The following is a 21,878-nucleotide window of genomic DNA, read 5'->3' as shown; positions in this document are numbered from 1 at the left end:
GGCGGATACCCTGGTAACCCCATGTCTGTGTTGAACCACGCCCAGCAGAGAGCGGTAGCCGAGTTGCTCCGCGTGTCCCCCGTCGCCGATGAGCTCGGGCGGCGCTTCGCCGACTCCGGGCACGAGCTGCACCTGGTCGGCGGGTCGGTGCGCGACGCGCTGCTCGGCACCCTCGGTGACGACCTCGACTTCTGCACCGATGCCCGTCCCGAGCAGACCCTCGCCGTGGTGAGCGGCTGGGCGGACGCGATCTGGGAGACCGGGCGCGAATTCGGCACGATCGGCATCCAGAAGAACGGTCTGCGGATCGAGATCACCACGTACCGGGCCGAGGCCTACGACGGGGTGACCCGCAATCCGGTGGTCTCCTACGGGACGTCGCTCACCGACGACCTGTCCCGGCGTGACTTCACCATCAACGCGATGGCCGTGTCGGTGCCGGGGCATGAGTTCACCGACCCGTTCGGCGGGCTGCGTGACCTTGCGGCGCGGGTGATCCGTACACCTGCGGCGCCGTCGATCTCGTTCGGCGATGATCCACTTCGGATGCTGCGGGCCGCCCGGTTCGCGGCGAAACTCCAGTTCACAGTGGACCCGCCGGTCGTCGCGGCGATGCGCGACATGGCGGCTGACCTGGACCGGATCACCGCGGAACGGATCCGCGACGAGTTCACCAAGCTGATGTGCGGCACCGACCCGCTCGCCGGCCTGCGCCTGCTCGTCGACACCGGGCTCGCCGACCGCTTCCTGCCGGAGATCTCCGGGCTCAAGCTGGAGATCGACGAGCACGCCCAGCACAAGGACGTCTACGAGCACACGCTGATCGTGGTCAGCAACGCGATGCGACTCGAAGGCGACGAGAGCCCCGACTTCGTGCTGCGGATGGCCGCGCTCATGCACGACATCGGCAAACCGGCCACCAAGGCGGTCGGCCGCGACGGCCGGGTCAGCTTCCACCACCACGAGGTGGTCGGCGCGCGGCTGACCAAGCAGCGCATGAAGGCCATGAAATACCCCAAGGACGTGACCGCCGAGGTGGTCGGGCTGGTCGCCCTCCACCTGCGTTTTTATGGGTACGGCCGGGGCGAGTGGACGGATTCGGCGGTGCGCCGCTACGTGACCGACGCCGGCCCGCTCCTGGACCGGCTGCACAAGCTGACCCGTTCCGACGTCACCACCCGCAACCGGCGCAAGGCCAACCAGCTCGCCACCGACTACGACGCCCTGGAAGACCGGATCGCCCGGATCGCGGCCGAGGAGGACCTGGCCAAGGTCCGCCCCGACCTGGACGGCAACGCGATCATGGAGCTGCTGGGGGTGCCGCCGGGCCCGATCGTCGGCCAGGCGTGGCGCCACCTCAAGGAGCTCCGGCTCGACCGGGGGCCGCTGGACCGCGACGAGGCCGAGGCGGAACTCCTGAAGTGGGCCCGCGCCCAGGGCTACTAGGAACGGGCCACCGTCACGGTCGTGCCGTCGGCGAACTGGCGCGGCATCCGGTACTCCTCCACCAGGGTGCCGTCGGCGGCGTGGATCTGGGCGTACCGGTTGCCGAAGGCCAGGATCCGGCCGTCGGCCAGGTAGATCGCGTCCGGTCCGGCCAGCAGCTCGCTCAGCGGGACTCCGCTGACGGCGTCGACGACGCGGATGCCGTCGGACGTGTCGGTTACCTCGCGGATCAGCACGGTGCCGCCGTCCGGGGACCAGGCGCCGTTGCCGACCGGTACCCCGATCGTCGGGATGCTTCGCACCCGTTTGCCGGTGTCGGCCGAGTAGACGATCACGGCCTCGATCTTGTCGGGGTGGGCCTCGGTGCGGCGCACGCTGACGTCCCGGCGCGGAACGGCGATCTCCCGACCGTTCGGGAGCCAGCTGAACGAGCAGAAGTCGGAGCAGAGCGAGTGGATGTCCGGATTGGGGAAGTCCCGATGCTCCCCCGTCCCGGTCTCGTAGACGGCGAAACCACCGTCGGTGGGGATCAGCAGACGCGAACCGTCCGGCGACCACACCGGGGCGCCGCCGGCCGAGGAGAAGGTGTCGACCTGCAGCGTGTCCACCACATCGCCGTCGGCGGCGAGCACATCGATCCGGTTCCGGGCGACCTCCGCCGCGAAGCGCTCGCCGTCGGGTGACACCGCCAGCGGGGCGTGGTCGAACGGCAGCTGCCGGTATCGGCCGGCGTCCCGGTCCAGCGCCACATAGGTGTTCTCGTCGGCCCCGTCGTCGACCCTGGTCGGGATGGTGACCATGGTGACGGCCGCGTTGCCGGGCAGCAGGTAGGGCGCCTTGATCGTGAAGTCGGGCAGTGAACGGAGGCTCGGTCTCACCGTGACCGACGGTGCCGGCTGCACGACCGGTGTCCGCGGCTCCGGTCGCAGCCAGACGTAGGGCACCGTGACGATCGAGAGCAGGATCAGGGCGAACGCCCCCGCCGCGGCATGCCTGCGCCGCCGGATCCGGCGACCCTGGATGCGGGCCGCACCGGCGAGATCGAAGGCGTGCGGCGCCTCGTCGGCGAGGTCCTGGACGGCGTCGCGCAAGGTCTCCTCCAGGTCCCTCATCGGGCTCCCCCCATCGACGTGATCCGGTCACCGACCATGCCGCGCAACTTCGCCAGTGCACGGGACGCCTGGCTGGCCACGGTTCCGGGCCGGCATCCGAGCGCCTCGGCGGTCTCCTCCACCGAACGGTCCTCCAGGTAGCGCAGCACCAGCACGGCACGTTGCCGGGCCGGCAGCGACAGCAGGGCGTTGCGGACCGTGAGCCGGTCGGTGACGTCCTGGTCGTGGCGGCGCTCGGCGGCCCGGTCCGGCACCTCGGCGACGAACACCTCGTTGCGGCGCGCGGGCCGGCGCCAGGCGGATGCCCGGTCGTTATAGATGATCTTTCGTACGTACGCCTCGGCATCACTGTGAATCCGCGGCCACCGCGCGTATGCCTTCGCCAGCGCGCCCTGCACCAGATCCTGTGCGGTTTCGCGATCCCCCGTCAGCGCGTGCGCGATCCGGAGCAGCGCCTGCCCCCGTTCCGCGACGAATGCGGTGAACTCGTCTTCGAGCGACTGCCTCACCGGTCACCTCCGCCGTACACGACGCGCAAGGGATCCGGATCTTTGCATCTCGTTTTCCCCGGGCGCCGTGACGGTCGCGTCCTGCCCGGGGGCGCCGCATGTCGACGGGTCCTCGCGGCCGTCGCGGACGCCGTCAAGCTCGGGTGGTTCGGGCAGACTGGGGCGCATGTTCGTCATCGAGTCGCCGATCGGTCCGCTGGGTCTCGTCGTCGACGGCCCGGCCGTGGTGGGCGTGCGGTTCGCCGCCCGGCCCGGCCCGTCCACCGACCATCCCGCGGCCGGGCAGTTGCGCGCCTACTTCGCCGGGGAGCGGACCGACTTCACGGTGCCGTTCGACCTGCGGGGCGGCTCGGAGTTCGAGCGGGCGGTCTGGGCGGAGATCGCCCGGATCCCGTACGGCGAGATGATCACGTATGGGGCGATCGCCACCGCGCTGGGCGACCCGGGAGCGGCCCGCGCCGTCGGTACGGCCTGCAACCGCAACCCGATCCCGGTGATCGTCCCGTGCCATCGCGTGGTCGGCGCCGGCAACAAGATGGTCGGCTTCGGCGGCGGCCTGGACCGCAAGCGCCAGCTGCTGGAGCTGGAGGCCGCGGTCGCCCTGCAACGGGCCTGGAGCTGATTCAGGCCGGCCCGTTTCCGGAGCCGGCCTGAATCAAGCAGGTTCGAGCGTCAGCGCTCGATCTCGCCCGCGATGAAAGCCTCGACCGCCGCGTGGGCGTCGTGGTCGCTGTACTGCACGGGCGGGGACTTCATGAAGTAGGACGACGCCGAGAGGATCGGGCCGCCGATGCCGCGGTCCTTCGCGATCTTCGCGGCGCGAACCGCATCGATGATCACGCCGGCCGAGTTCGGCGAGTCCCACACCTCGAGCTTGAGCTCGGCGTTCAGCGGGGTGTCACCGAAGGAACGGCCCTCGAGACGGATGTACGCCCACTTGCGGTCGTCGAGCCACGGCACGTGGTCGGACGGGCCGATGTGCACGTCACTCTTGATCATCTCGTGCGGGATCTGCGAGGTCACCGACTGGGTCTTCGAGATCTTCTTGGAGACCAGGCGGTTGCGCTCCAGCATGTTCATGAAGTCCATGTTGCCGCCGAAGTTCAGCTGGTACGTGCGGAGCAGCTCGACACCGCGGTCCTCGAACAGCTTCGCCAGCGCGCGGTGCACGATGGTGGCGCCGACCTGGCTCTTGATGTCGTCGCCGACGATCGGCACGCCCGCGTCGGTGAACTTCTGCGCCCACTCCGGGTCGGAGGCGATGAAGACGGGCAGCGCGTTCACGAACGCCACACCGGCGTCGATGGCGGCCTGCGCGTAGAACTTGTCGGCCTCCTCCGAGCCCACCGGGAGGTAGGACACCAGGACGTCGACCTCGGCGTCCTTCAGGGCCTGCACCACGTCGACCGGCTCGGCCGTCGACTCCTCGATGATCTCGCGGTAGTAGGTGCCCAGGCCGTCGAAGGTCGGGCCGCGCTGCACGGTGACGCCGGTCGGCGGCACGTCGGTCAGCTTGATGGTGTTGTTCTCGCTGGCGACGATCGCTTCGCTGAGGTCCATGCCGACCTTCTTGGCGTCCACATCGAACGCCGCGACGAACTTCACATCCGAGACGTGATAGTCGCCGAAGGTCACGTGCATGAGACCCGGAACGCGGTCGTTGGGGTCGGCGTTCTTGTAGTACTCCACGCCCTGCACGAGGGACGAGGCGCAGTTACCCACACCGACGATGGCGACGCGGACGGAACCCATCGCGTTTGCCTCCTTGTTGTTCATCACGGCCGGTCCAGGTGCGGACGCGGGGGTTCTGGGGTGCTTTCCGTGCGTTGACGGACAGCGGGGGTACGACCGGAGCGCTCGTTGGTGATCAGCTCTTCGAGCCAGCGGACCTCGCGCTCACACGCGTCCAAACCGTGGCGCTGCAGCTCCAGGGTGTAGGCGTCGAGGCGGTCGGCGGCGCGGGCCAGGATCTCGCGCAGTCCTTCCCGGCGCTCCTCGATGCGCCGGCGCCGGCCCTCCAGGATGCGGAGCCGGGTGGCGCGATCGGTGCGCGAGAAGAAGGTGAAGTGCACTCCGAAGCCGGCGTCGTCGTAGGTCTCCGGGCCGGTCTGGGTGAGCAGGTCGGCGAAGTGCTCCTTGCCTTCCGCGGTGATCTTGTAGACAACCCGCCCCCGCTTGCTGGTCATCGGGGGAATGATGTCGCTGCTGGCCTCCGCCTCACTGATCCAGCCGGCGAGCTTCAGCCGCTTCAGAGTGGGGTACAGAGTGCCGTAGCTGATCGCGGCGCGGAGCGTGCCGAGTTTGGTGGCGAGTTCCTTCCGGAGCTCATAACCGTGCATCGGGGCCTCCTGAAGGAGACCGAGGATCGCCAATTCCAGCACTGGCCCTCCCTCGAACTGTGTCCCGATGTATCGACCCGATACATCGCAACCGTAGATCGGCTGGTTCTACTCCGCAACTCGGGCATCCTGTGCAGTCGCCACGCCACGCTGTGTGATGACTGTCGCCGTCAGAGCGGGGACCGCGTACTCTCTTCGCCATGCGCACGCAGCGGCAGGTTGTCGACTACTCGCTACAGAGGCGAGCAGTCCTGCGTGACGTCAAAAACGGCCGGATCGGTGCGCTAGAGGTGTGCGACGCGTCTCCTTACTTGAGAAACGCCGCTACGTTCCATGGCGAGCCGACCGACGAACGGTGCCCGATCTGCCGCCGGGACAACCTGACACTGGTGCATTACGTCTATGGCGACGAGCTCAAGCAGTCCGCTGGTCAGGCCCGCAAATTGGCCGACCTGCCCGTGCTCGCGATGACGCTGCGTGAGTTTCAGGTCTTCGTCGTCGAGGTGTGCCGCTCGTGCGCGTGGAACCACCTCATCGAGAGGTTCGTTCTGGGCCGTGACGGGCTCACCGCGGAGGAGATGTTGCACAGCGACGTTATGGTCTCGTCCGGTGGAGGGGGATCCCACCGGACAGGTCAGTCGTCACACAGCGAGGAGGCTCGGGTATGAACCGGATCGATCTCGCTAACGTGTACGAGTGCGAGACCGGATTTCGGTCATCACAGACACATGACATGGGGGCTGCCGGGACCGCAGCCCACGACGCCCGCTCGTGGCGCAGTGTCGGGACGGCTCGTCCGGGCCTTCTGACCGCGCCCCCGCGACCGGTAGGTGTGAGGGAATGAACGCGTACGGCGAATCGCAGTCCGCACGAGCCCGGGTACAAGTGCCCGGGCCGTCCGCTGCTTCCACGCCCGGCGACGATCCACGCAACGAGGGCAAGCCCGCGCCGGACGCCTACCGGCGTCCATCCGGTGCCGCCTCCGTTCCGGGCTCGTCGGGGCGGGCGTCGGTGGGCTCTGCTCCCGCTGCCAGGGCATCGGTCGGCTCGGCCTCCGTGGGCTCCGCAACCCCTGGCCGTGCCTCGGTGGGCGCCGCCCCGGTCGGTGGTCGTGCCTCAGTGGGGTCGGCCGCCGTCGGTGGTCGTGCCTCGGTGGGTGCCGCCCCGGTCGGTGGTCGTGCCTCCGTGTCACCGGGTGGTCCCATCGGTCCAGGTGGTCCGGGTGGCCCCGGCGGTGGTGGCGGATCCGGTGGCTCCTCCGGCGGCAGCGGTGGCAAGAAGGGCCGCAGCAAGGCCGACAAGAAGTACCGGCGTGCCAACATCCTGACCGCGGCCGCGGCGGTGCTGGTCATCATGCTGGGCGTCGGCATCGTCGGCGGCACGTACTTCTTCGACGACGTGAAGCTGCCCACGCCTCAGCCCGAGGCGCAGATGAACACGATCCTGCTCGCCAACGGCTCGGTGCTGGAGAAGACCGGGTCGCCCCGGATCAACGTGCCGTACCAGAAGATGAGCCCGAACATGCAGAACGCCGTCATCGCCGCGGAGGACATGAACTTCCGCAGCCACAACGGCATCGACATGAAGGGCATCGCCCGCGCGGCGTGGAACAACTTCACCGGTGGTGAACTGCAGGGTGCGTCGACCATCACCCAGCAGTACGCGCGGTACGTCGCGAAAGAGAAGGAGATCAGCTACAGCCGTAAGCTGCGCGAGGCTGTCATCGCTCGCAAGCTGGAGTCGGAGTACTCCAAGGACGAGATCCTCGGCATGTACCTGAACTACATCGACCTCGGCCGTGGCAAGTACGGGGCCGAGGCGGCGGCGCAGGGTTACTTCGGTGCCTCGGTGTTCAAGGGCGCCAAGAACGAGATCAACGTCTACCAGGCCGCGGTGCTCGCTTCGATCATCAAGCAGCCGTACGCGACGGACACGCACCCGGGCTACGACCCGGAGACCAGCCGCGCCGAATCCGAGAAGCGGTGGGAATACACACTCGGAAACATGCTCAAGCTGGGCGCTATCACCCAGAAGCAGTGGGACGAGCGTAAGTTCCCGACCGCCAAGCCGCTCAAGACCAGTAAGAAGAACACCACTGAGAACAAGCCGGTGGAAATGGTCACGCGACAGGTGACCTACGAGCTTCAGAACAAGATCGGCCTCAGCGAGGAGAAGCTCAAGCAGGGCGGCTACACGATCACCACCACGATCAACCCGAAGGTGCAGGCGGCGGCGGAGAAGGCCGGCTCCCGGCTGAGCAAGACGTCTCCGATGTACAAGCAGAAGGACAGCTACCAGGCCGCGGTGATCGGCATCGACCCGAAGAGCGGCGAGGTCCTCGGCTACTACGGCGGCGACGACCCGAACGGCATCGACTACGCCGGCTACATGGACGGCAACGGCAACGGTGTGCCGGACGACGGTTCCGGTGGTCAGTCCCCGGGTTCGACGTTCAAGATCTACACGCTGGCGGCCGGCCTGAAGGCGGACTACTCCTTCAACACCGTCTGGGACGTGAACAAGGAGAAGCCCGAAGGCGGAAAGATCAGCAACGCCGGTGCGGATCCGGGAGCGATCTGTGGTGGCCGGGGTGCCTTCTGTGACCTCGAGACGGCCACGATCAAGTCGTACAACTTCCCGTTCTACTGGATCGCGGACGAGCTCGGCCCGAACAAGGTCATCGAAGCCGCCCGCGATGCCGGCGTCGAGACGATGTGGACCGACAAGGGCAAGAAGATCGACCTGACGAAGGCGAAGTTGGGCAGCGACTTCCACACCGAGGTCGCCTTCGGTCAGTACCGGGTTCTTCCCCTGGAGCACGCGCAGGGTGTCGCCACCATCGTCAACGGCGGTGTCCGGCACGACGCCCACTTCGTCAAGCAGGTCAAGCAGCGCGACCCGAAGACCGGCGAGGAGAAGATCCTCTACACCGCCCCGCAGAAGGGCAAGCGGGTCTTCGACGAGGCTCAGATGTCCAACCTGCTCGGCGTGCTGAAGGAGATCCCGAAGGCCGCCAAGAACACGATCAGCGGTCACGAGTCGGTCGGTAAGTCCGGCACCTGGGAGATCGAGGTCGACGGCGACAGCCTGAACGGTGACACCTGGTTCGTCGGGGGGATCCCGCAGCTCGCCGCGACCGTCTGGGTCGGTGGCGCCGGCAAGCGGGTCTCGCTGAAGGAGAAGAACGGCGATCCGATGTTCGGATCCGGCACTCCTGCCGCGATCTGGGAAGAGTTCATCGAGACCACCGCCGAGGCGATGGAGTGGGACGAGGAGAAGTTCCCCGAGCGCATCAAGACCGGTGACGACACCAAGGGCAACGGCACGAAGCCGGTCCAGGTGGAGACCCCGGTCACCCAGGACCCGAACAGCGGCTTCTGCCAGCTCGACCCGACCAACATCCTCTGCCAGGTAGGTGGCGGTAACGGCCCCGGTAACAACGGGAACGGCCCCAACGGCAACAACAACGGTGGCAACGGCGGCGGTAACGGCGACGGAGACGACGACGATTAGCGCCCGTGACTGAGAGCGGCGCCCACCTCGTACAGGTGGGCGCCGCTCTGTTTTTCTGGTGTGCCTGTGTGTCTGATGAAGATCGGTGTGCCGGACGTGGCCGGTCACCTTTCAGGGGTACGAATGCGGCATGATGCCAAGACATGAGCGCCCTACCGCCCACCGACCGGCCTGACGTCTCGAGCGCTACCTCGGACGGCTTCGTGCGGGGACTCTCCGAAGCCATCGGCGGGCCGCTCGGCGCCCACGCCGTGCGGCCAGACGCCCAACCGGGCCGGTTCTGGACCGCCCCGCGGATCGTGATGGCGCTGGCCTGCCTGGTCCTGGCGCTCTCCTGGGTGCAGAAGTCGCCCTGCATGGACGGCAACTGGCAGAAGAACGTCCAGTACACGCGGTACTGCTACACCGACGTGCTGGCCCTCTACTTCGCCGAAGGACTCAACGAGGGCAAGGTCCCCTACCGGGACCACCCGGTCGAATACCCGGTGGTCACCGGATACTTCATGGGCGCGCTGGGGCTGCCGGTGCATTCGTACGGGGAGACCCACCCCGACATCAACCAGGGCAGCTGGTTCTACAACATCAACGCCCTGGTGCTCTCGATCCTGGCGGTGATGAGCATCGGGATCATCCTGGCGCTGCGCCGGCGCCGGCCCTGGGACGCCGCGATCTTCGCGGTCTCGCCGATCGTGCTGGTCACCGCCACGATCAACTGGGACTTCCTGGCGATCGGGTTCTTCGCCCTCGGCCTCTACCTGTGGGTGAAGCGGTACCCGGCCTGGGCCGGTGTCCTCTTCGGCCTCGGCGCGGCGGCCAAACTGTGGCCGGTCTTCATTCTCGGGCCGATCCTGATCCTGGCGCTGCGCACCGGCCGATTGTGGGCGTTCATCAGCTCGTTCCTGGCCGCCGGCGTCACCTGGCTCCTGGTGAACCTGCCGGTCATGATCCTCTGGCATGAGAGCTGGCTGCGGTTCTTCCGCCTCAACGACGAGCGGCCGATCGACTGGGGCACGTTCTGGTATATCGGGCGCTACATCGACAGCAAATGGAACTCGGGGAACGCCGGTGACCAGGGGCCGTTCCAGTGGCTCAGTGACCACGTGCCCACGCTCAACCACCTGTCGTACGCGCTCTTCGGCCTCTCCTGCCTGGCGATCCTGCTGCTCGGCCTGCTCGCACCCCGCCGTCCGCGACTGAGCCAGCTCGCCTTCCTCGTCGTGGCCGCGTTCCTGATCTTCAGCAAGGTCTGGTCCCAGCAGTACGTGCTCTGGCTGCTCCCGCTGGTCGTCCTCGCCCGCCCGAAGTGGGGCGCGGTCCTCGTCTGGACGGTCGCCGAGATCGGCTACCTCGCCGCCTTCTACGCCGAGCTGATCGGCGCGGGCGGCACCGCGGTCATCCCCGAGGGCACCTTCGTGCTCGCCTCCACGTTCCGCCTGGTGACCGTGGCCGTGCTGTGCGGTCTCGTGGTGCGCGAGATCTGGCGGCCCGAACTGGACGCGGTGCGGGAGACGTACGACGGCCGCGACCCGGACGCCGGTCCGCTCGACGGGCCGGAGCATCCGTGGATCACCGGACTGCGCCGTTTCTTCGGCATGGGTCCGTCGGATGAGGCCCCGCAGCGGGTCCACAAGGACGAGCCGGCGGCACCGCTGCCCGCCGGTTAGAAAGCTGGTCCGGCCCGGCTCGCTGGTTGGGGCCAGGCGGTTGGTTCGGCCCGGCTCGCAGATTCGGGTCAGGTCGCCAATTCGAGCCGGCCGGCTGGTTGGGGCCCGCTCGCTATTCGGATCAGCTCACTGCTTCGGGCCGGGCGGCTGGTTGGGGCCGGGCCCGTTGTCTCGGGCCGGCCGGCTAGTTCAGGTAGAAGACGACGGCGCCGGGGACGTCCTCGCGCCGGATGTCGAGGTTGTCCACCGGCAGGTCGCCGGCGTTCTCCCACGAGGTACCGGCGATGTGGTCGCTGAGCAGCAGCACCCGCCGTACACCGATCGAGTCCAGGTAGTCGATGCTGGTGGCGTCCGGGAAACCGGCGACCTTGGCACGTAGCTCACTCTGCGCCTGAGCGCCGAAGCCGCCCCCGCCGTTCGCCATGTCCTGGAACTTCGTGGTGCTCCACAGCTGAACGGTCTGGTCGGTGAGTTCGGCGGTCGGCAGCACGAGCATCGGTCCGGACACGGTGCGCATCGCCGCCGGCTGGGGCGGGACTATCGGGTGGGCCGTCGTGTTCCAGCCCTCCAGCGCCACCAGGAACAGCGGGACCAGGGTTGCCAGCCGAAGCCACGGCCCCGGCCACGGCGGGATCCGCTGGGCCGCCAGATGCTCGGCCCGGCGGACGAAATCGTCGACCGCACCGGCGGCCAGGATCGCCAGCAGCAGGGTCACCCACAGCATGAGGCGGCCCGGGATCCGCAGATCGAACGAGGCCGGGAAGTGGCCGAACAGCGGCAGGTAGGTCCAGCGGCCGTCGAAGAAGGTGGTGCCGAGAGTGAGGATGATCGCCACGGCCAGGCCGGTGAGCAGCACCAGCCGATGCCGGAACCGCCAGATCGACAGGAACAGACCGGCGAGAGCCAGCGCGTACAGGACGAAGCCGGGAAGCAGCGACATCTCGGCCGCCCAGCCGAGTGTGGAACGGGGTGTCTCGTGCGCGGCGCCCCAGACGCGGGACTCGGCCGGGCCGATCAGCAGACCCTGCAACGGCGGCGAGAAGAAGTCGATCTCCTGGAGGCGGGAGCCGCTGTCGTCGACCCGGAGGTAGGGCACCGCGATCAGGATGCCGGTCGCCGCGAAGATCGTCGCGCCCATGATGTTGACGTTGGTGAGAAGCACCCCGACGAGCGGTTTCCACCGGGGCGTCCTTCGCACCGGAACCGGCCGGCGGAAGAACCGTAGCCAGCTCTGTTTCCGGGGTGGGCTCTCCAGAACGTCCATCCGGGCCGGAGCCACGGCCGGCTGTACCACGGTGTCCTTCTTGCCGGCGGCGGGTACGACGTCCTTGGCCTGCGGATCGGCGGCGTCCTTCTTCGCGGGCGCAGAACCGGCGTCCTTCTTTGCTGGCGCGGGAGCGGCAACCGTCTTCGCGGGCGTGGGAGCGGCGTCCTTCTTGCCGGCAACAAGATCAGCGTTCGAACCGACCACGAGAGCGGCGTCTCGGCCGGCCCCGGGAACGGCTTCCTTGCCGATCGCGGGAGCGGTGTCTCCGCCGGTCGGGCCGGCGGCTTCCTTGCCGGGTGGGAGCGTGGTGTCTTTGCCGGCGGCGGGCGAGGAATGTCCCCTGGTCGCGGTGGCGGCTTCCTTGCCAGGTCCGGGGGCGGTTTCCTTACCGGCCGCGGGAGCGGTGTCTCCCCCGGTCGCGGTGGCGGCTTCCTTGCCGGGGCCGGGGGCCGTGTCTTTGCTGGTTGCGGTTTCCCCGCTTGCGGCGGCGGCTTTCTTGCCGGTTGCGGGTGCGGTGTCTTTGCCGGGTGCCGGTGCGGCGTCCTTCCCGAGCGCCGGGGCGGGGGCTGCACCGGGTACCGGAGCGGTCAGGGTGGCCACTTCACGGCGATCCCTCCGCTCTCTCCGATAGCGGAGGAAACCGCGGAGCGCGTGGATCGCCGAGGCGAACATCAGGGCGATCAGGAGCAGGCCCAGCACGTACGCGAAAGGGATGCCCAGCGAGAAGCCGAGGGTGAGTTGCCAGATCGCGACGAGCCAGCCACAGCTGGCCCAGAGGGCGTTGCGGCGCTCGGCCCGGAAGCCGTGCCGCAGGGAGTAGCCGTGCCCCCGCGCCAGCATGGCGAGGGCGAGCGGGATGCCACCGGCCGAGATGATGTCTAGGTGGCCCTCCTGCGCCAGCCTCCACGGCGCGTAGGCGAATGCGACGGCAGCGACCGCGGCGCCCGTGCGCCGGGCGCCGAGCTGGCGCACCAGGGCGTAGGCGCCGATCACCAGTAGGGCGTGGGCCAGCACGAACAGGATGTTGTAACGCAGCACGGCGGCGGCCGGGCCGGTGCCGATCATCCCCGCCAGTGCATAGCCGAGCAGGCTGTCGCCGAACGCGAGACCGTCGGCCGCCGGGAAATAGGCGTTGGCCTGCCACAGCCGTACGGGATCGGTGATCAGGATGTGCCCGACCCAGGAGACCTGCCAGGCCTGTCGGGACGGGTCGCCGAGATCCTGCGGGAGGGTGTGCAACGGGTAGCGCAGAGCCGGCCAGGTCATCGCGACGGCCAGCAGGCAGGCGGTGTAGACCATCAGGGCGTACTCGTGGATGAATCCGCGGAGCCCGGCCCGCAGGCCGCGACGGATCCGGCCCGGCTGCTGATCCTGGGTCCGGGCGAAAACGGTCCACGGGTCCGCCGGCACGCCGGGTGGTCTGGATGTCGGCAGGGTCTTGCGTGGCTTCTTCGCCGCCACCTCGTCCGGCTTGAGCGGCCCGGCAGGCACACCGTCCACTACGGACTGACCGATATCCCGGAATTGCCCGGATCCCGTGGATCCCTCGGCCTTGGTGGTCCGGGTGAGCGGCTCCGCAGCCTTCTCCGCCGTCGCCGACGCCGTGGCGGCGGAAGGATGGCCGGGCGCAGCCTCTTCCACGGTTGCCGAGGCCGTGGCGGTGGCCGAGTGACCGGGCGCTGCCTTCTCCGCGGTTGCCGAGGCCGTAGTGACGGCCGGCTCACCGGGCGCTGCCTTCGCCGCAGCGGCCGAGGCCGTAGTGACGGCCGGGTCGCCGGGCGCTGCCTTCTCCGCGGCGGCCGACGTCGTGGTGACGGCCGGGTCACCGGGCGCCGCCTTCCCCGCGGAGGCCGGCGGCACCGCGACCGACTTCTTACGGAAAAGGCCGAATCGGCGGCGCGGAGCGGCCGGACGCGGATCGCGCGCCACCGGCTCCGCGGGCGCAGAAGCCGGCGCGGAAGCGGGCGCGATCGGTTGCGGCTGCTCGGTCATGACCCTCCCCGGGGGCGGTGCTTCAGTTGCCCGCCCGCTCCCGCAGTAGGGCGATGTCAGCGGTCTGCCCCTCGACCCCACCGGGGGTCTCCACAATGGCCGGAGCTCCCGAGGCGCGGATGGCGGCGACCACCAACTCGGTGTCGATCTTCCCACTCCCGAGGTTGTCGTGCCTGTCCTGGCCCGAGTCGAATCCACCCTTTGAATCGTTGGCGTGGATCAGGTCGATCCGCCCGGTGATCGCCTTGACCCGGTCGACGATGCCGACCAGGTCCTCCCCACCGGCGAACGCGTGGCACGTGTCCAGGCAGAAACCGGCCCCGAACGAGCCGACCGCCTCCCACAGCCGGGACAGCGCGTCGAACCGCCGGGCACACGCGTTGTCGCCACCGGCGGTGTTCTCGATCAGCACCGGGAGCGGCAGGCCGCCGTCGTTCTCCGCATACTCGAAGGCCTTCCGCCAGTTCACGAAGCCGGCCTCGAGATCAGCGCCCGCACCGACATGTCCGCCGTGCACGATCAGGCCTTTCGCGCCCAGCTCGGCGGCGGCGCGGGCATGGGCCATGAGCAGCTTGCGGCTTGGGATGCGGATGCGGTTGTTGGGCGACGCGACATTGATGATGTACGGCGCGTGCACGTAGACGTCCACCTCGGAGGCCCGGATCCGCTCGGCGTCCTCGCGTGGTTTGGGCGAATTGTATTTCTGTGGGTCGGTCAGGAAGAACTGCACGGCTTCGGCGCCGCGGGCGGCGGCCTCGGCCAGCGGGTCGGCGGAATCGACGTGGGCTCCGATGCGCATGGGACGAGCCTACGACGCGGGTACGACGCTTTCCTCCGCGTCACCGCGCTCCACAGCGAGTCGTTACCTCCATTGATCTTTGCTGACGGATGCCGGCGCGAGCCGGTGTTGAACTGGGGGATGGTGCATGTCGCGGCAGTTCCGATATCGGATGGCGGCGCTCGGGCTGAGTGCCCTGATCTTCGGCGCTCCACTGCTCTCGAACGGCACGGCCAGCGCCGACCAGTTCGACGCCAACGGCCGCCAGGTGAGTTTCGGCGGTATCGGCATGTTTGGGCTGTCCTGCGGCTCGCGGCCGAGTGTCGAGGCGCTGACGGTGCCGGCCAGCAGCGTGATCCGGGTGGTCAACCAGACCGGCCACGACGCGCAGTTGCGGCTGGCCGGCTCGCCGCAGGGCATCATCCCCGCCGACGGCGCGGCCGAGGTGGTGTTCCGGCGCGGCACCACGCCGGTGATGCTCACCCCGGAGTGCTCGTTCGGCGAGGACGTACTGCCGATGCTGGTCACGGCGGCGCCGTCGGCCGCGTTCGCGGATCCCGGGCCGACTCCGGAGCCACCGGGCGGGGTCTCGACGATGATGTCGAAGCCGGCGACCGGGTCCGGCGTACCGTCGCGTACCTCCGGTTCGGTGTTGCCGGATTCCGTCGCTCCGGTGTCGGAGCCCACCCGTACCTCCGCCAGGGACTCCCGGCGCGCGGCGCGCAAGGCGGCCGGGTTGCGGGCCGCGGCCGCCGGACGGGCCTCGGCCACCGCGGCGCAGTCACCGCAGACCGGCGTCGACCCCAGGATCAACGGCAAGAGCCCGCGGGGTACGGCCGGAATCGGCGCACCCGCGTTCGCCGGCATGCCTCCGGGGGGCCGGACGCCCGTGGTTCCGCCGGCACCGTCGCAGGACCGTGCCGTCTCGCCGTCGGCCGACGACGACCGTGCCGTGTCGCCGACAGCCACGACGGCCGACGAGGGCGGGGCCGTCGTGCCGGTGGAGACGACCGGGCCGGCCGGTCTCGACGCGGCTCAGCCGGTGGCCGCGGTCGGGCGGATCGAGGACGGACATCCGCTGGGACTGCTGGGGCTCACCGCGCTGGTCTGCATCCTCGGCGTGGCAACCGCCGCGATTCGGGCAATCGTGTCGCAACGTGCATCACGTACAAATATGGCGTAAGCTCCTCTTTGAAAGCTCCGCGGGGCGTACGCGTCCAACCTCATCGGTGTGGTCGTTCCTCCCCAGGTCCCACCCAACGAATCGGGCCGGACGCCCCGCGGCTCCACCATCGGCGACCTCGTCCCACGGACGGGGTCGCCGTTTTTGGGTCACACGCCCCACCTGGGTATGCTGGCTCGGTTCGCAGTGTTTTCGCCGTGGGCTCCTATCTCCCACGGCTTTCTGCTGCGAGCGACACAAGACCTCCTGCCACGGAGAGACCGTGGCCGCACAGCCCACAGGAGGTGAGAACGTCTTGCGTCATTACGAACTCATGGTGATCCTCGACCCTTCGCTCGAGGAGCGCACCGTTGCTCCGTCGCTCGACCAGTACCTGAACGTGATCAGGACCGCGGGTGGCTCGGTGGAGAAGCTCGACGTCTGGGGCCGTCGCCGGCTCTCGTTCGAGATCAACAAGAAGGCTGAAGGCATCTACGCGGTCGTCGACCTGCAGGCGACGCCTGAGGCCGTGGCCGAGCTGGACCGTCAGCTCCGGCTCAACGAGTCCATCCTGCGCACCAAGGTCATCCGTCCCGAGACCCGCTGAGCCGTTTTTGTCAGAGGGTCCTGAGACCCTTTGCATCAACGACACGAGCGGCGAGGAGAAGTTTCATGGCTGGAGAAACCGTAATCACGGTCGTCGGCAACCTGGTCAACGACCCTGAGATGCGTTACACCAACTCGGGCGCGGGTGTCGCCTCGTTCCGGATCGCCTCGACGCCGCGGACGCTGGACCGGCAGAGCGGCGAGTGGAAAGACGGCGAGGCGCTCTTCCTCACCTGCAACATCTGGCGTGAGGCCGCCGAGCACGTCGTCCAGTCGCTGCAGCGCGGCGCCCGGGTGATCGTGCAGGGCCGGCTGCGACAGCGGTCCTACGAGACGAAAGAGGGCGAGAAGCGCTCCTCCTACGAACTCGAGGTGGACGAGATCGGCCCGTCCCTGCGCTACGCCACGGCGACGGTGCAGAAAGCGGTCCGGTCCGGCGGTGGCGGTGGCTTCGGCAACTCCGGAGGCGGTTTCGGCTCCGGTGGTGGCGGCGGTGGCAACCGGCAGTCCGGTGGCAACGGTGGCAACAACAGCGGTGGTGGCGGTCGTGGCAACAGCAACGACTTCGACGACCCCTGGGCCACGGCTGCACCGGCGTCCGGCGGCAACCGCTCCGGCGGTGGCGGCAACTCCTCGTTCGACGACGAGCCTCCCTTCTGAGCCCCTAGGGCTCTCCAGATCACCAACAGGAGTTTGAGCAATGGCTAAGGCTGCGGCGCTTCGCAAGCCGAAGAAGAAGGTGAACCCGCTCGACAAGGACGGGATCACCTACATCGACTACAAGGACACCGCGCTTCTGCGGAAGTTCATCTCCGACCGCGGCAAGATCCGTGCCCGCCGCGTCACCGGTGTGACCTCCCAGCAGCAGCGGCAGATCGCCCGCGCGGTCAAGAACGCCCGTGAGATGGCGCTCCTGCCGTACACGGCCACGGCTCGCTGAGAGGGGGACCCGAGATGAAGATCATCCTTACGCAGGAGGTTTCCGGCCTCGGCACTCCCGGCGACATCGTCGAGGTGAAGAACGGTTACGGCCGCAACTACCTGCTTCCGCAGGGGTTCGCGATCCAGTGGACCAAGGGCGCCGAGAAGCAGGTCGTCGTGATCAAGCGGGCCCGCGAGGCTCGTGAGATCCGTGACCTGGGCCAGGCCAACGAGGTCAAGGGCCAGCTGGCCGGCCTCAAGGTCACGCTGAAGGCGCGCTCCGGCAACGGTGGCCGTCTGTTCGGCTCGATCACCCCGGCCGAGATCGTCGACGCCGTCAAGGCCGCCGGTGGTCCCGCCCTGGACCGTCGTCGCCTCGAGCTCCCCGGTCACATCAAGACCACCGGGGCGTACAACGTGCAGGTCAAGCTGCACCCCGAGGTGACCGCGACGTTCCCGGTGAACGTGGTGGCCGCCAAGTAGTCGTCGTACTACGCCGAAACGGCGCGTCGGGCCTTCGCCCGGCGCGCCGTTCTCGTTGTCGTCTCAGCTCAGGCTGTTGCCGGTGATGGCCGAACTCAGGACCGTGGCCAGACCGCCGCCGACCACGGCCGCGGCCAGGCCGACACTCGCCGACTTCCAGGCCGTCGTGACGGTCCGCAACCCGTACGCCACCATCATGCTCAGCACCAGCGCGATGCCGAATCCCGGGGCGGCGTCGGCCAGCGTGTCCAGGGCGTGCCCGTTCTGGCCGCTGTTGACCAGGAAGATGCCCAGCACAAAGAGCACGACCGGTACGCCGTACCAGACGACGGTGTAGCCGACCGCGGCGAGCGGCGTACCCGTGTCCTCCTGCTCCTCTTCCTCGTCCTCGGTGGCGAGCAGGTCGTTCTGCTTGTTCAGCAGGAAGTCGCCGCCCATCGGGCGACGTTCGTAGGAGCCGGTGCCCTGGAACGCGCCGGCACCCCGCCGGGGAGGCCACGACGTGTCCTCCTCCACCGCCACACCACCGGCGCCCGCCGCGCCGGGCGCGGTGATCACCGATGTGGCACTCAGGGCCAGGTTCGACGATCCGTCGACCGCGGCCGAACCGCTTGGCCGAAAGGGAGGAAAGTCCGACGTGTCGTAACGGCGTGACTCGCCCTCGGCCAGCTCGTTCTGGCGGGACAACTCTCGGCGCCAGTCGGTCTCACCGTCCTGCCCGGCGCCTCGATAATCGGCCCCGCGCCGTCCGGCGCGTTCGGCGGCGAGCCAGTCCGCCAGTGGCGGACGGTCACCCAAGCCGCCTCCCGAGGGCGGCGGAGGATCGTCACGGTCGCCCCGGCCACGCCGGGACGAGGTGTCGGTCAGCGGATCGGGCCAGCGCGCCGACAGGTCATCGGAGACCGGGGCATTGCCGTACGCCGGCTTCTGCTGCTCGGTCCAGGCCGGCCCGGACGTCGGGGCGGAGGTACCCGCCGGCAGCGCCCGAGCCGACCCGAAACCGGGACGGCGCTGCTGCTCCGGCGGCACGTCGTAGGAGGACGGCTGCGCCGGGATTCCCGGGCCGCCGTACGCCGGACCACGCTGTGGCTGCTGCCGGCGCTCCTGGTCGAGCCAGGACGTCTCGGAGGCGGGGCCACCGCCGTAGGGCTGCCGTTGCGGCGCCTGGCGCTGCTGCCGCTCCTCGTCCAGCCAGGACTGGCCGCTCGCCGGTCGTTGCGGTTCCGGCCGCTGGCGGCGCTCCTGGTCGGCCCAGGACGGCGCGCCGGACGGTGCGGCCGGCAGTTCGCGGGCGCCGTACACCGGCTGCTGCTGCGGAGCGGACGGACCGGCCGGGAGCTCACGCTGACCGCCGCCGTAGGCGGGCCGCTGCGGCTGGGCCGACGGACCGGCCGTCAGTTCCCGTGCGGCGCTGCCGAAACCACTGCGCGGTGATTCCGGGCGAGACTGCCCGTAACCGCCGTCGGGGGGCAGCCCACGCTGATCTCCGCCGTATCCGGTGTCCTGCCAGCGGGGTGATTCGGCCGCCGGCTCGTCCCGGTAGGCCCGCCGGCGTGGCTCCGGCTCGGCCGGCTCCGACCACTGCGGCGGTGTCGGGCCGGGGCGGCCACCCTCACGGGGATAGCCGTTTCCCGGACGGCCGCCGTCACCCGGGTAGTCGGGTCCGGACCGCGTGCCCTCACCGGGGTAGCCGGATCCCGATCGGGCGCCGTCACCGGGGTAGCCGGATCCCGGTCGGGCGCCGTCACCGGGATGACCCGGCTCGCCGTAACCGTCGGGGTCGGGGTTGAGACGGCGGTACTGCCGGCTCTGCCGCGGCTCGGGTGCCGCCTGCCACGCCTGGGGATTCAGCGGCTCCGCGGCGGCGCGGGCCGACTCCGCGGTCCGGGGCGGCTGAGCGGCCCAGGGCGGCTCAGCGCCACGAGACGGCTCAGTGGCACGCCGGCGGCCCCCGGAATAGCCGTCGGTGGGGAACGGCTCGTCAGGGCGGCCACGGCGGCCGGAACGACCCTCGTCGCCCGGGGCGCTGCCCGCGGACCAGCCGGCCCCGCTCGTGTTGCCCGCCGGGATCGAACTGCTCGGCAGCGGCCCGCCGGGCACACCGCCGACCGGCTCGTCCCGCCGGGTCCGGCGACCGGGCGCCTCGGGCTCGGCCTTCATGGCCTCGCGACGGGCCGCCTCGGCGCGCCACGCCAGCACCCGCGGATCGTCCTCGGCACGGCTCCACTGGCCGGTGTCGGGATCGCGGGTCCAGTTACTGGTGTCCTGGTCGGCATCCCAGGAGGCGGTGTCCTCGCGCCAGTTCGTCGTATTGGCGTTGTACCGCCGGCGCTCCGCACCGGCCGTGCGACGGGCGGCCGGTTCCGGGCGGGCCGGCTCGGGGCGGGCCTCCTCGACCTGTCGTCGCCGGTCGCGCCGGGAGGGTGCCTCGGAGCGTGCGCCCCAGGCGGCCGGTTCGTCCTGATCGTGGACGAGGGGGATGCTGCCGGTGTCGGTGTGATCGGCCCAGTTGTCCGCCGACGACCCGCTCGACCAGCCGCTACCGCCGGACGGCGCCGGATCGGCCTCCGCGGCACGCCGCCGGCCCACCCGGGTGGGCCGGTCACCGTAGCCGGCGTCCTGGCGCCAGGCCGCGCGGTCGTCCTCACGGACCAGGTGACGGGCGTCCTCGGCGGCGGACCGCTGCCAGCCGGGTGCGTCGGTGCGCTCCCAGCGGGTCAGCCCGGTGGTGTTCTCCCCGGGGCCGGGCCTGGCCTGATCGCTCCAGGTCGAGCCGGTGGAGGCCGCGGTGGACCAGGTGCCGGTGTCGGCGGCCCGGCGGCGCGACGGGGTCTGCGGCTCCTGCCACGACGGTGTCTGAGGTGTCGAGGCGGACGGCTGCTGCCACGACGGTGTCTGAGGTGTCGAGGCGGACGGCTGCTGCCACGACGGAGTCTGGGGTGCCTGTGCGGACGGCTGCTGCCAGGACGGTGTCTGCGCTGCCGGTGTCGACGGCTGCTGCCACGACGGCGTCTGCTGCGGCTGCTGCCAGGACGGTGTCTGACCGGCCGGGGTCTGCGTGGACGGCTGCTGCCACGTCGGCATCTGGGTGGACGGCTGCCGCCACGACGGGGTCTGCTCGACCGGCGTGGTCGCGGCCGGCAGGTCGGGACGGCGCTGCCAGGACGACGAGGTGTCCGGCTCGGTGCGCCGCCAGGACGGCGTCTCGGCGGCGGGCTGACGCCACGACGGCGTGGTCCCGGACTGCTCCACCGCCGGCGACTGACGCCACGACGGGGTCTCCCGGTCGGAGCCGGTCTCCCACGCGGTGCCCGGGATCGACGATTTGTCCCGCTCGGCGGCCTCGTCCTCGGCACGCCACGCCTCGGTGGTGGACCGCCAGACGTGCGAGCCGGTGGAGGAGCGCCACTCGGTGGTCTGCCGCCAGCGGGCCCCGGTGGCCCGCCACTCGGCGGTCTCGGTGCGCCAGCCCACGCCGTCGGCCGGGAAGGTCGGGCGGCCGGTGGGGGTGACCTCGGAGGACCACCGGTTCGCCGGCTCGATGGCCTGGCCACCACCGCCGTACGGCTCGACCTCGGCCTGCTGGGCCCAGTCGTCGGCGCGGCGCTGCCAGGCGAGAGCCTCGTCACTCGGCGCCATGCTTCCGGTGTCGGTCAGAGAGGCCCAGCGCGGCTCCGGCTCCTCGATCTCCGGCTCCCGGGTGGGCCAAGATCCCGCAGCGCGCCGAGGGCGCGACATGCGGGTCCCGTAGTCCCACTCCCGTTGGTCCACCTGGAAAGGGTGACGTGCCCGAAGCGGAACCGCAACGCCTCAGTGCGACTGCTTGCTCACCCGAGTAGTTATTTCCGCAGATCCTGACTTGTTTCTGCCCTCCACAGGTGGGGACGACGAATCCCCTGCTCGGGTTCGCTGTCCCCAGAGTTGTCCACAACGTGTGCACAGGGCTACCCACAGAGTCACCGGGGATGTCCACAGGTTGTCCCAAGGCTCGTCCACCGCGGCAGTTGGGCTGGTGGCGGCCGGGTTCGTACAGTGGTCCAGCCTCACGAGCGGACTTCGACCTTCAGCGAACCACTGAATCCCATC

17 protein-coding genes are annotated in these 21,878 nt (G+C 69.7%); 10 read left to right on the top strand and 7 right to left on the bottom strand.

The genetic code is table 11. From position 1 onward, the window contains the following. The first annotated feature begins 21 nt into the window (after nucleotides 1–21). A complete protein-coding gene (locus tag BC793_RS38545; RefSeq protein WP_109601548.1) occupies nucleotides 22–1,446 on the top strand; it encodes a CCA tRNA nucleotidyltransferase in 1,425 nt (474 codons plus the stop codon). Here the strand turns inward: BC793_RS38545 and BC793_RS38540 are convergent. Together BC793_RS38540 and BC793_RS38535 are read right to left on the bottom strand one after the other, a co-directional pair. Continuing rightward, nucleotides 1,443–2,558 carry a WD40 repeat domain-containing protein gene (locus tag BC793_RS38540; RefSeq protein WP_109601547.1) on the bottom strand — a complete coding sequence of 372 codons (1,116 nt, stop codon included), beginning with the start codon at nucleotides 2,556–2,558 and terminating at the stop codon, nucleotides 1,443–1,445. The genes BC793_RS38545 and BC793_RS38540 overlap by 4 nt on opposite strands. Then, nucleotides 2,555–3,067: a SigE family RNA polymerase sigma factor gene (locus BC793_RS38535; RefSeq protein WP_109601546.1), complete on the bottom strand. Its 513-nt coding sequence runs from the start codon at nucleotides 3,065–3,067 to the stop codon at nucleotides 2,555–2,557. The genes BC793_RS38540 and BC793_RS38535 overlap by 4 nt, the downstream gene beginning before the upstream one ends. A 166-nt stretch (nucleotides 3,068–3,233) precedes the next feature. Here BC793_RS38535 and BC793_RS38530 point away from each other — a divergent pair, with 166 nt between their 5' ends. Further along, the gene (locus BC793_RS38530; RefSeq protein WP_109601545.1) at nucleotides 3,234–3,689 is read left to right on the top strand and encodes a methylated-DNA--[protein]-cysteine S-methyltransferase; all 456 of its coding nucleotides are present in this window, start codon (nucleotides 3,234–3,236) and stop codon (nucleotides 3,687–3,689) included. A gap of 50 nt (nucleotides 3,690–3,739) precedes the next feature. Here BC793_RS38530 and BC793_RS38525 read toward each other — a convergent pair whose 3' ends face one another. Together BC793_RS38525 and BC793_RS38520 are read right to left on the bottom strand one after the other, a co-directional pair. Further along, complete coding sequence (locus tag BC793_RS38525) at nucleotides 3,740–4,819, bottom strand: inositol-3-phosphate synthase (RefSeq protein ID WP_109601566.1); 1,080 nt, start codon at nucleotides 4,817–4,819, stop codon at nucleotides 3,740–3,742. A 23-nt stretch (nucleotides 4,820–4,842) separates the two neighbouring features. Then, the gene (locus BC793_RS38520; RefSeq protein WP_109601544.1) at nucleotides 4,843–5,448 is read right to left on the bottom strand and encodes a PadR family transcriptional regulator; all 606 of its coding nucleotides are present in this window, start codon (nucleotides 5,446–5,448) and stop codon (nucleotides 4,843–4,845) included. 158 nt (nucleotides 5,449–5,606) lie between these two features. On the opposite strand from BC793_RS38520, the gene BC793_RS38515 reads away from it, so the two are divergent. The 3 genes from BC793_RS38515 to BC793_RS38505 all read left to right on the top strand — a co-directional run bounded on the left by BC793_RS38515 (nucleotide 5,607) and on the right by BC793_RS38505 (nucleotide 10,583). Beyond that, nucleotides 5,607–6,074, top strand: coding sequence for a DUF5318 domain-containing protein (locus BC793_RS38515; protein WP_109601543.1), 468 nt, complete (start codon nucleotides 5,607–5,609; stop codon nucleotides 6,072–6,074). Nucleotides 6,075–6,525: 451 nt separating this feature from the next. Continuing rightward, nucleotides 6,526–8,919, top strand: coding sequence for a transglycosylase domain-containing protein (locus BC793_RS38510; RefSeq protein WP_282959008.1), 2,394 nt, complete (start codon nucleotides 6,526–6,528; stop codon nucleotides 8,917–8,919). Nucleotides 8,920–9,062: 143 nt separating this feature from the next. Next, nucleotides 9,063–10,583, top strand: a complete 1,521-nt coding sequence (locus BC793_RS38505) for a glycosyltransferase family 87 protein (protein ID WP_109601541.1) — start codon at nucleotides 9,063–9,065, stop codon at nucleotides 10,581–10,583. Between the two features lie 184 nt (nucleotides 10,584–10,767). Here the strand turns inward: BC793_RS38505 and BC793_RS52965 are convergent, their stop codons facing one another. After that, nucleotides 10,768–13,842 carry a hypothetical protein gene (locus BC793_RS52965; RefSeq protein ID WP_373871292.1) on the bottom strand — a complete coding sequence of 1,025 codons (3,075 nt, stop codon included), beginning with the start codon at nucleotides 13,840–13,842 and terminating at the stop codon, nucleotides 10,768–10,770. Between the two features lie 22 nt (nucleotides 13,843–13,864). Continuing rightward, on the bottom strand, nucleotides 13,865–14,641 hold the full coding sequence (locus BC793_RS38490) for a deoxyribonuclease IV (protein ID WP_109601540.1): 777 nt from the start codon (nucleotides 14,639–14,641) through the stop codon (nucleotides 13,865–13,867). A 127-nt stretch (nucleotides 14,642–14,768) separates the two neighbouring features. On the opposite strand from BC793_RS38490, the gene BC793_RS38485 reads away from it, so the two are divergent. The 5 genes from BC793_RS38485 to rplI all read left to right on the top strand — a co-directional run bounded on the left by BC793_RS38485 (nucleotide 14,769) and on the right by rplI (nucleotide 17,792). Next, the gene (locus BC793_RS38485; protein WP_109601539.1) at nucleotides 14,769–15,803 is read left to right on the top strand and encodes a hypothetical protein; all 1,035 of its coding nucleotides are present in this window, start codon (nucleotides 14,769–14,771) and stop codon (nucleotides 15,801–15,803) included. A 295-nt stretch (nucleotides 15,804–16,098) separates the two neighbouring features. Beyond that, entirely contained in the window at nucleotides 16,099–16,389 is a 291-nt protein-coding gene (gene rpsF, locus BC793_RS38480) for a 30S ribosomal protein S6 (RefSeq protein WP_014448192.1), read from the top strand. Nucleotides 16,390–16,454: 65 nt separating this feature from the next. Next, nucleotides 16,455–17,048: a single-stranded DNA-binding protein gene (locus BC793_RS38475; protein WP_109601538.1), complete on the top strand. Its 594-nt coding sequence runs from the start codon at nucleotides 16,455–16,457 to the stop codon at nucleotides 17,046–17,048. A 40-nt stretch (nucleotides 17,049–17,088) separates the two neighbouring features. Beyond that, the gene (gene rpsR / locus BC793_RS38470; protein WP_007073789.1) at nucleotides 17,089–17,328 is read left to right on the top strand and encodes a 30S ribosomal protein S18; all 240 of its coding nucleotides are present in this window, start codon (nucleotides 17,089–17,091) and stop codon (nucleotides 17,326–17,328) included. A 14-nt stretch (nucleotides 17,329–17,342) separates the two neighbouring features. Continuing rightward, nucleotides 17,343–17,792: a 50S ribosomal protein L9 gene (gene rplI, locus BC793_RS38465; RefSeq protein ID WP_109601537.1), complete on the top strand. Its 450-nt coding sequence runs from the start codon at nucleotides 17,343–17,345 to the stop codon at nucleotides 17,790–17,792. Between the two features lie 63 nt (nucleotides 17,793–17,855). On the opposite strand, the gene BC793_RS38460 is transcribed toward rplI, so the two are convergent. Then, on the bottom strand, nucleotides 17,856–21,563 hold the full coding sequence (locus BC793_RS38460) for a hypothetical protein (RefSeq protein ID WP_146246648.1): 3,708 nt from the start codon (nucleotides 21,561–21,563) through the stop codon (nucleotides 17,856–17,858). Nucleotides 21,564–21,878 lie beyond the last annotated feature (315 nt).

This window comes from Actinoplanes xinjiangensis (assembly GCF_003148685.1).
Taxonomy (GTDB): domain Bacteria; phylum Actinomycetota; class Actinomycetes; order Mycobacteriales; family Micromonosporaceae; genus Actinoplanes; species Actinoplanes xinjiangensis.
This window is presented reverse-complemented; position numbering and strand designations above follow the sequence as displayed.

Bases quoted from the DNA above. Each gene is read 5' to 3' on its own strand.
- BC793_RS38545 (WP_109601548.1), top strand. From the start codon at position 22: ATGTCTGTGTTGAACCACGCCCAGCAGAGAGCGGTAGCCGAGTTGCTC.
- BC793_RS38540 (WP_109601547.1), bottom strand. From the start codon at position 2,558: ATGAGGGACCTGGAGGAGACCTTGCGCGACGCCGTCCAGGACCTCGCC.
- BC793_RS38530 (WP_109601545.1), top strand. From the start codon at position 3,234: ATGTTCGTCATCGAGTCGCCGATCGGTCCGCTGGGTCTCGTCGTCGAC.
- BC793_RS38525 (WP_109601566.1), bottom strand. From the start codon at position 4,819: ATGGGTTCCGTCCGCGTCGCCATCGTCGGTGTGGGTAACTGCGCCTCG.
- BC793_RS38515 (WP_109601543.1), top strand. From the start codon at position 5,607: ATGCGCACGCAGCGGCAGGTTGTCGACTACTCGCTACAGAGGCGAGCA.
- BC793_RS38505 (WP_109601541.1), top strand. From the start codon at position 9,063: ATGAGCGCCCTACCGCCCACCGACCGGCCTGACGTCTCGAGCGCTACC.
- BC793_RS52965 (WP_373871292.1), bottom strand. From the start codon at position 13,842: ATGACCGAGCAGCCGCAACCGATCGCGCCCGCTTCCGCGCCGGCTTCT.
- BC793_RS38490 (WP_109601540.1), bottom strand. From the start codon at position 14,641: ATGCGCATCGGAGCCCACGTCGATTCCGCCGACCCGCTGGCCGAGGCC.
- BC793_RS38485 (WP_109601539.1), top strand. From the start codon at position 14,769: ATGTCGCGGCAGTTCCGATATCGGATGGCGGCGCTCGGGCTGAGTGCC.
- BC793_RS38475 (WP_109601538.1), top strand. From the start codon at position 16,455: ATGGCTGGAGAAACCGTAATCACGGTCGTCGGCAACCTGGTCAACGAC.
- rpsR (WP_007073789.1), top strand. From the start codon at position 17,089: ATGGCTAAGGCTGCGGCGCTTCGCAAGCCGAAGAAGAAGGTGAACCCG.
- rplI (WP_109601537.1), top strand. From the start codon at position 17,343: ATGAAGATCATCCTTACGCAGGAGGTTTCCGGCCTCGGCACTCCCGGC.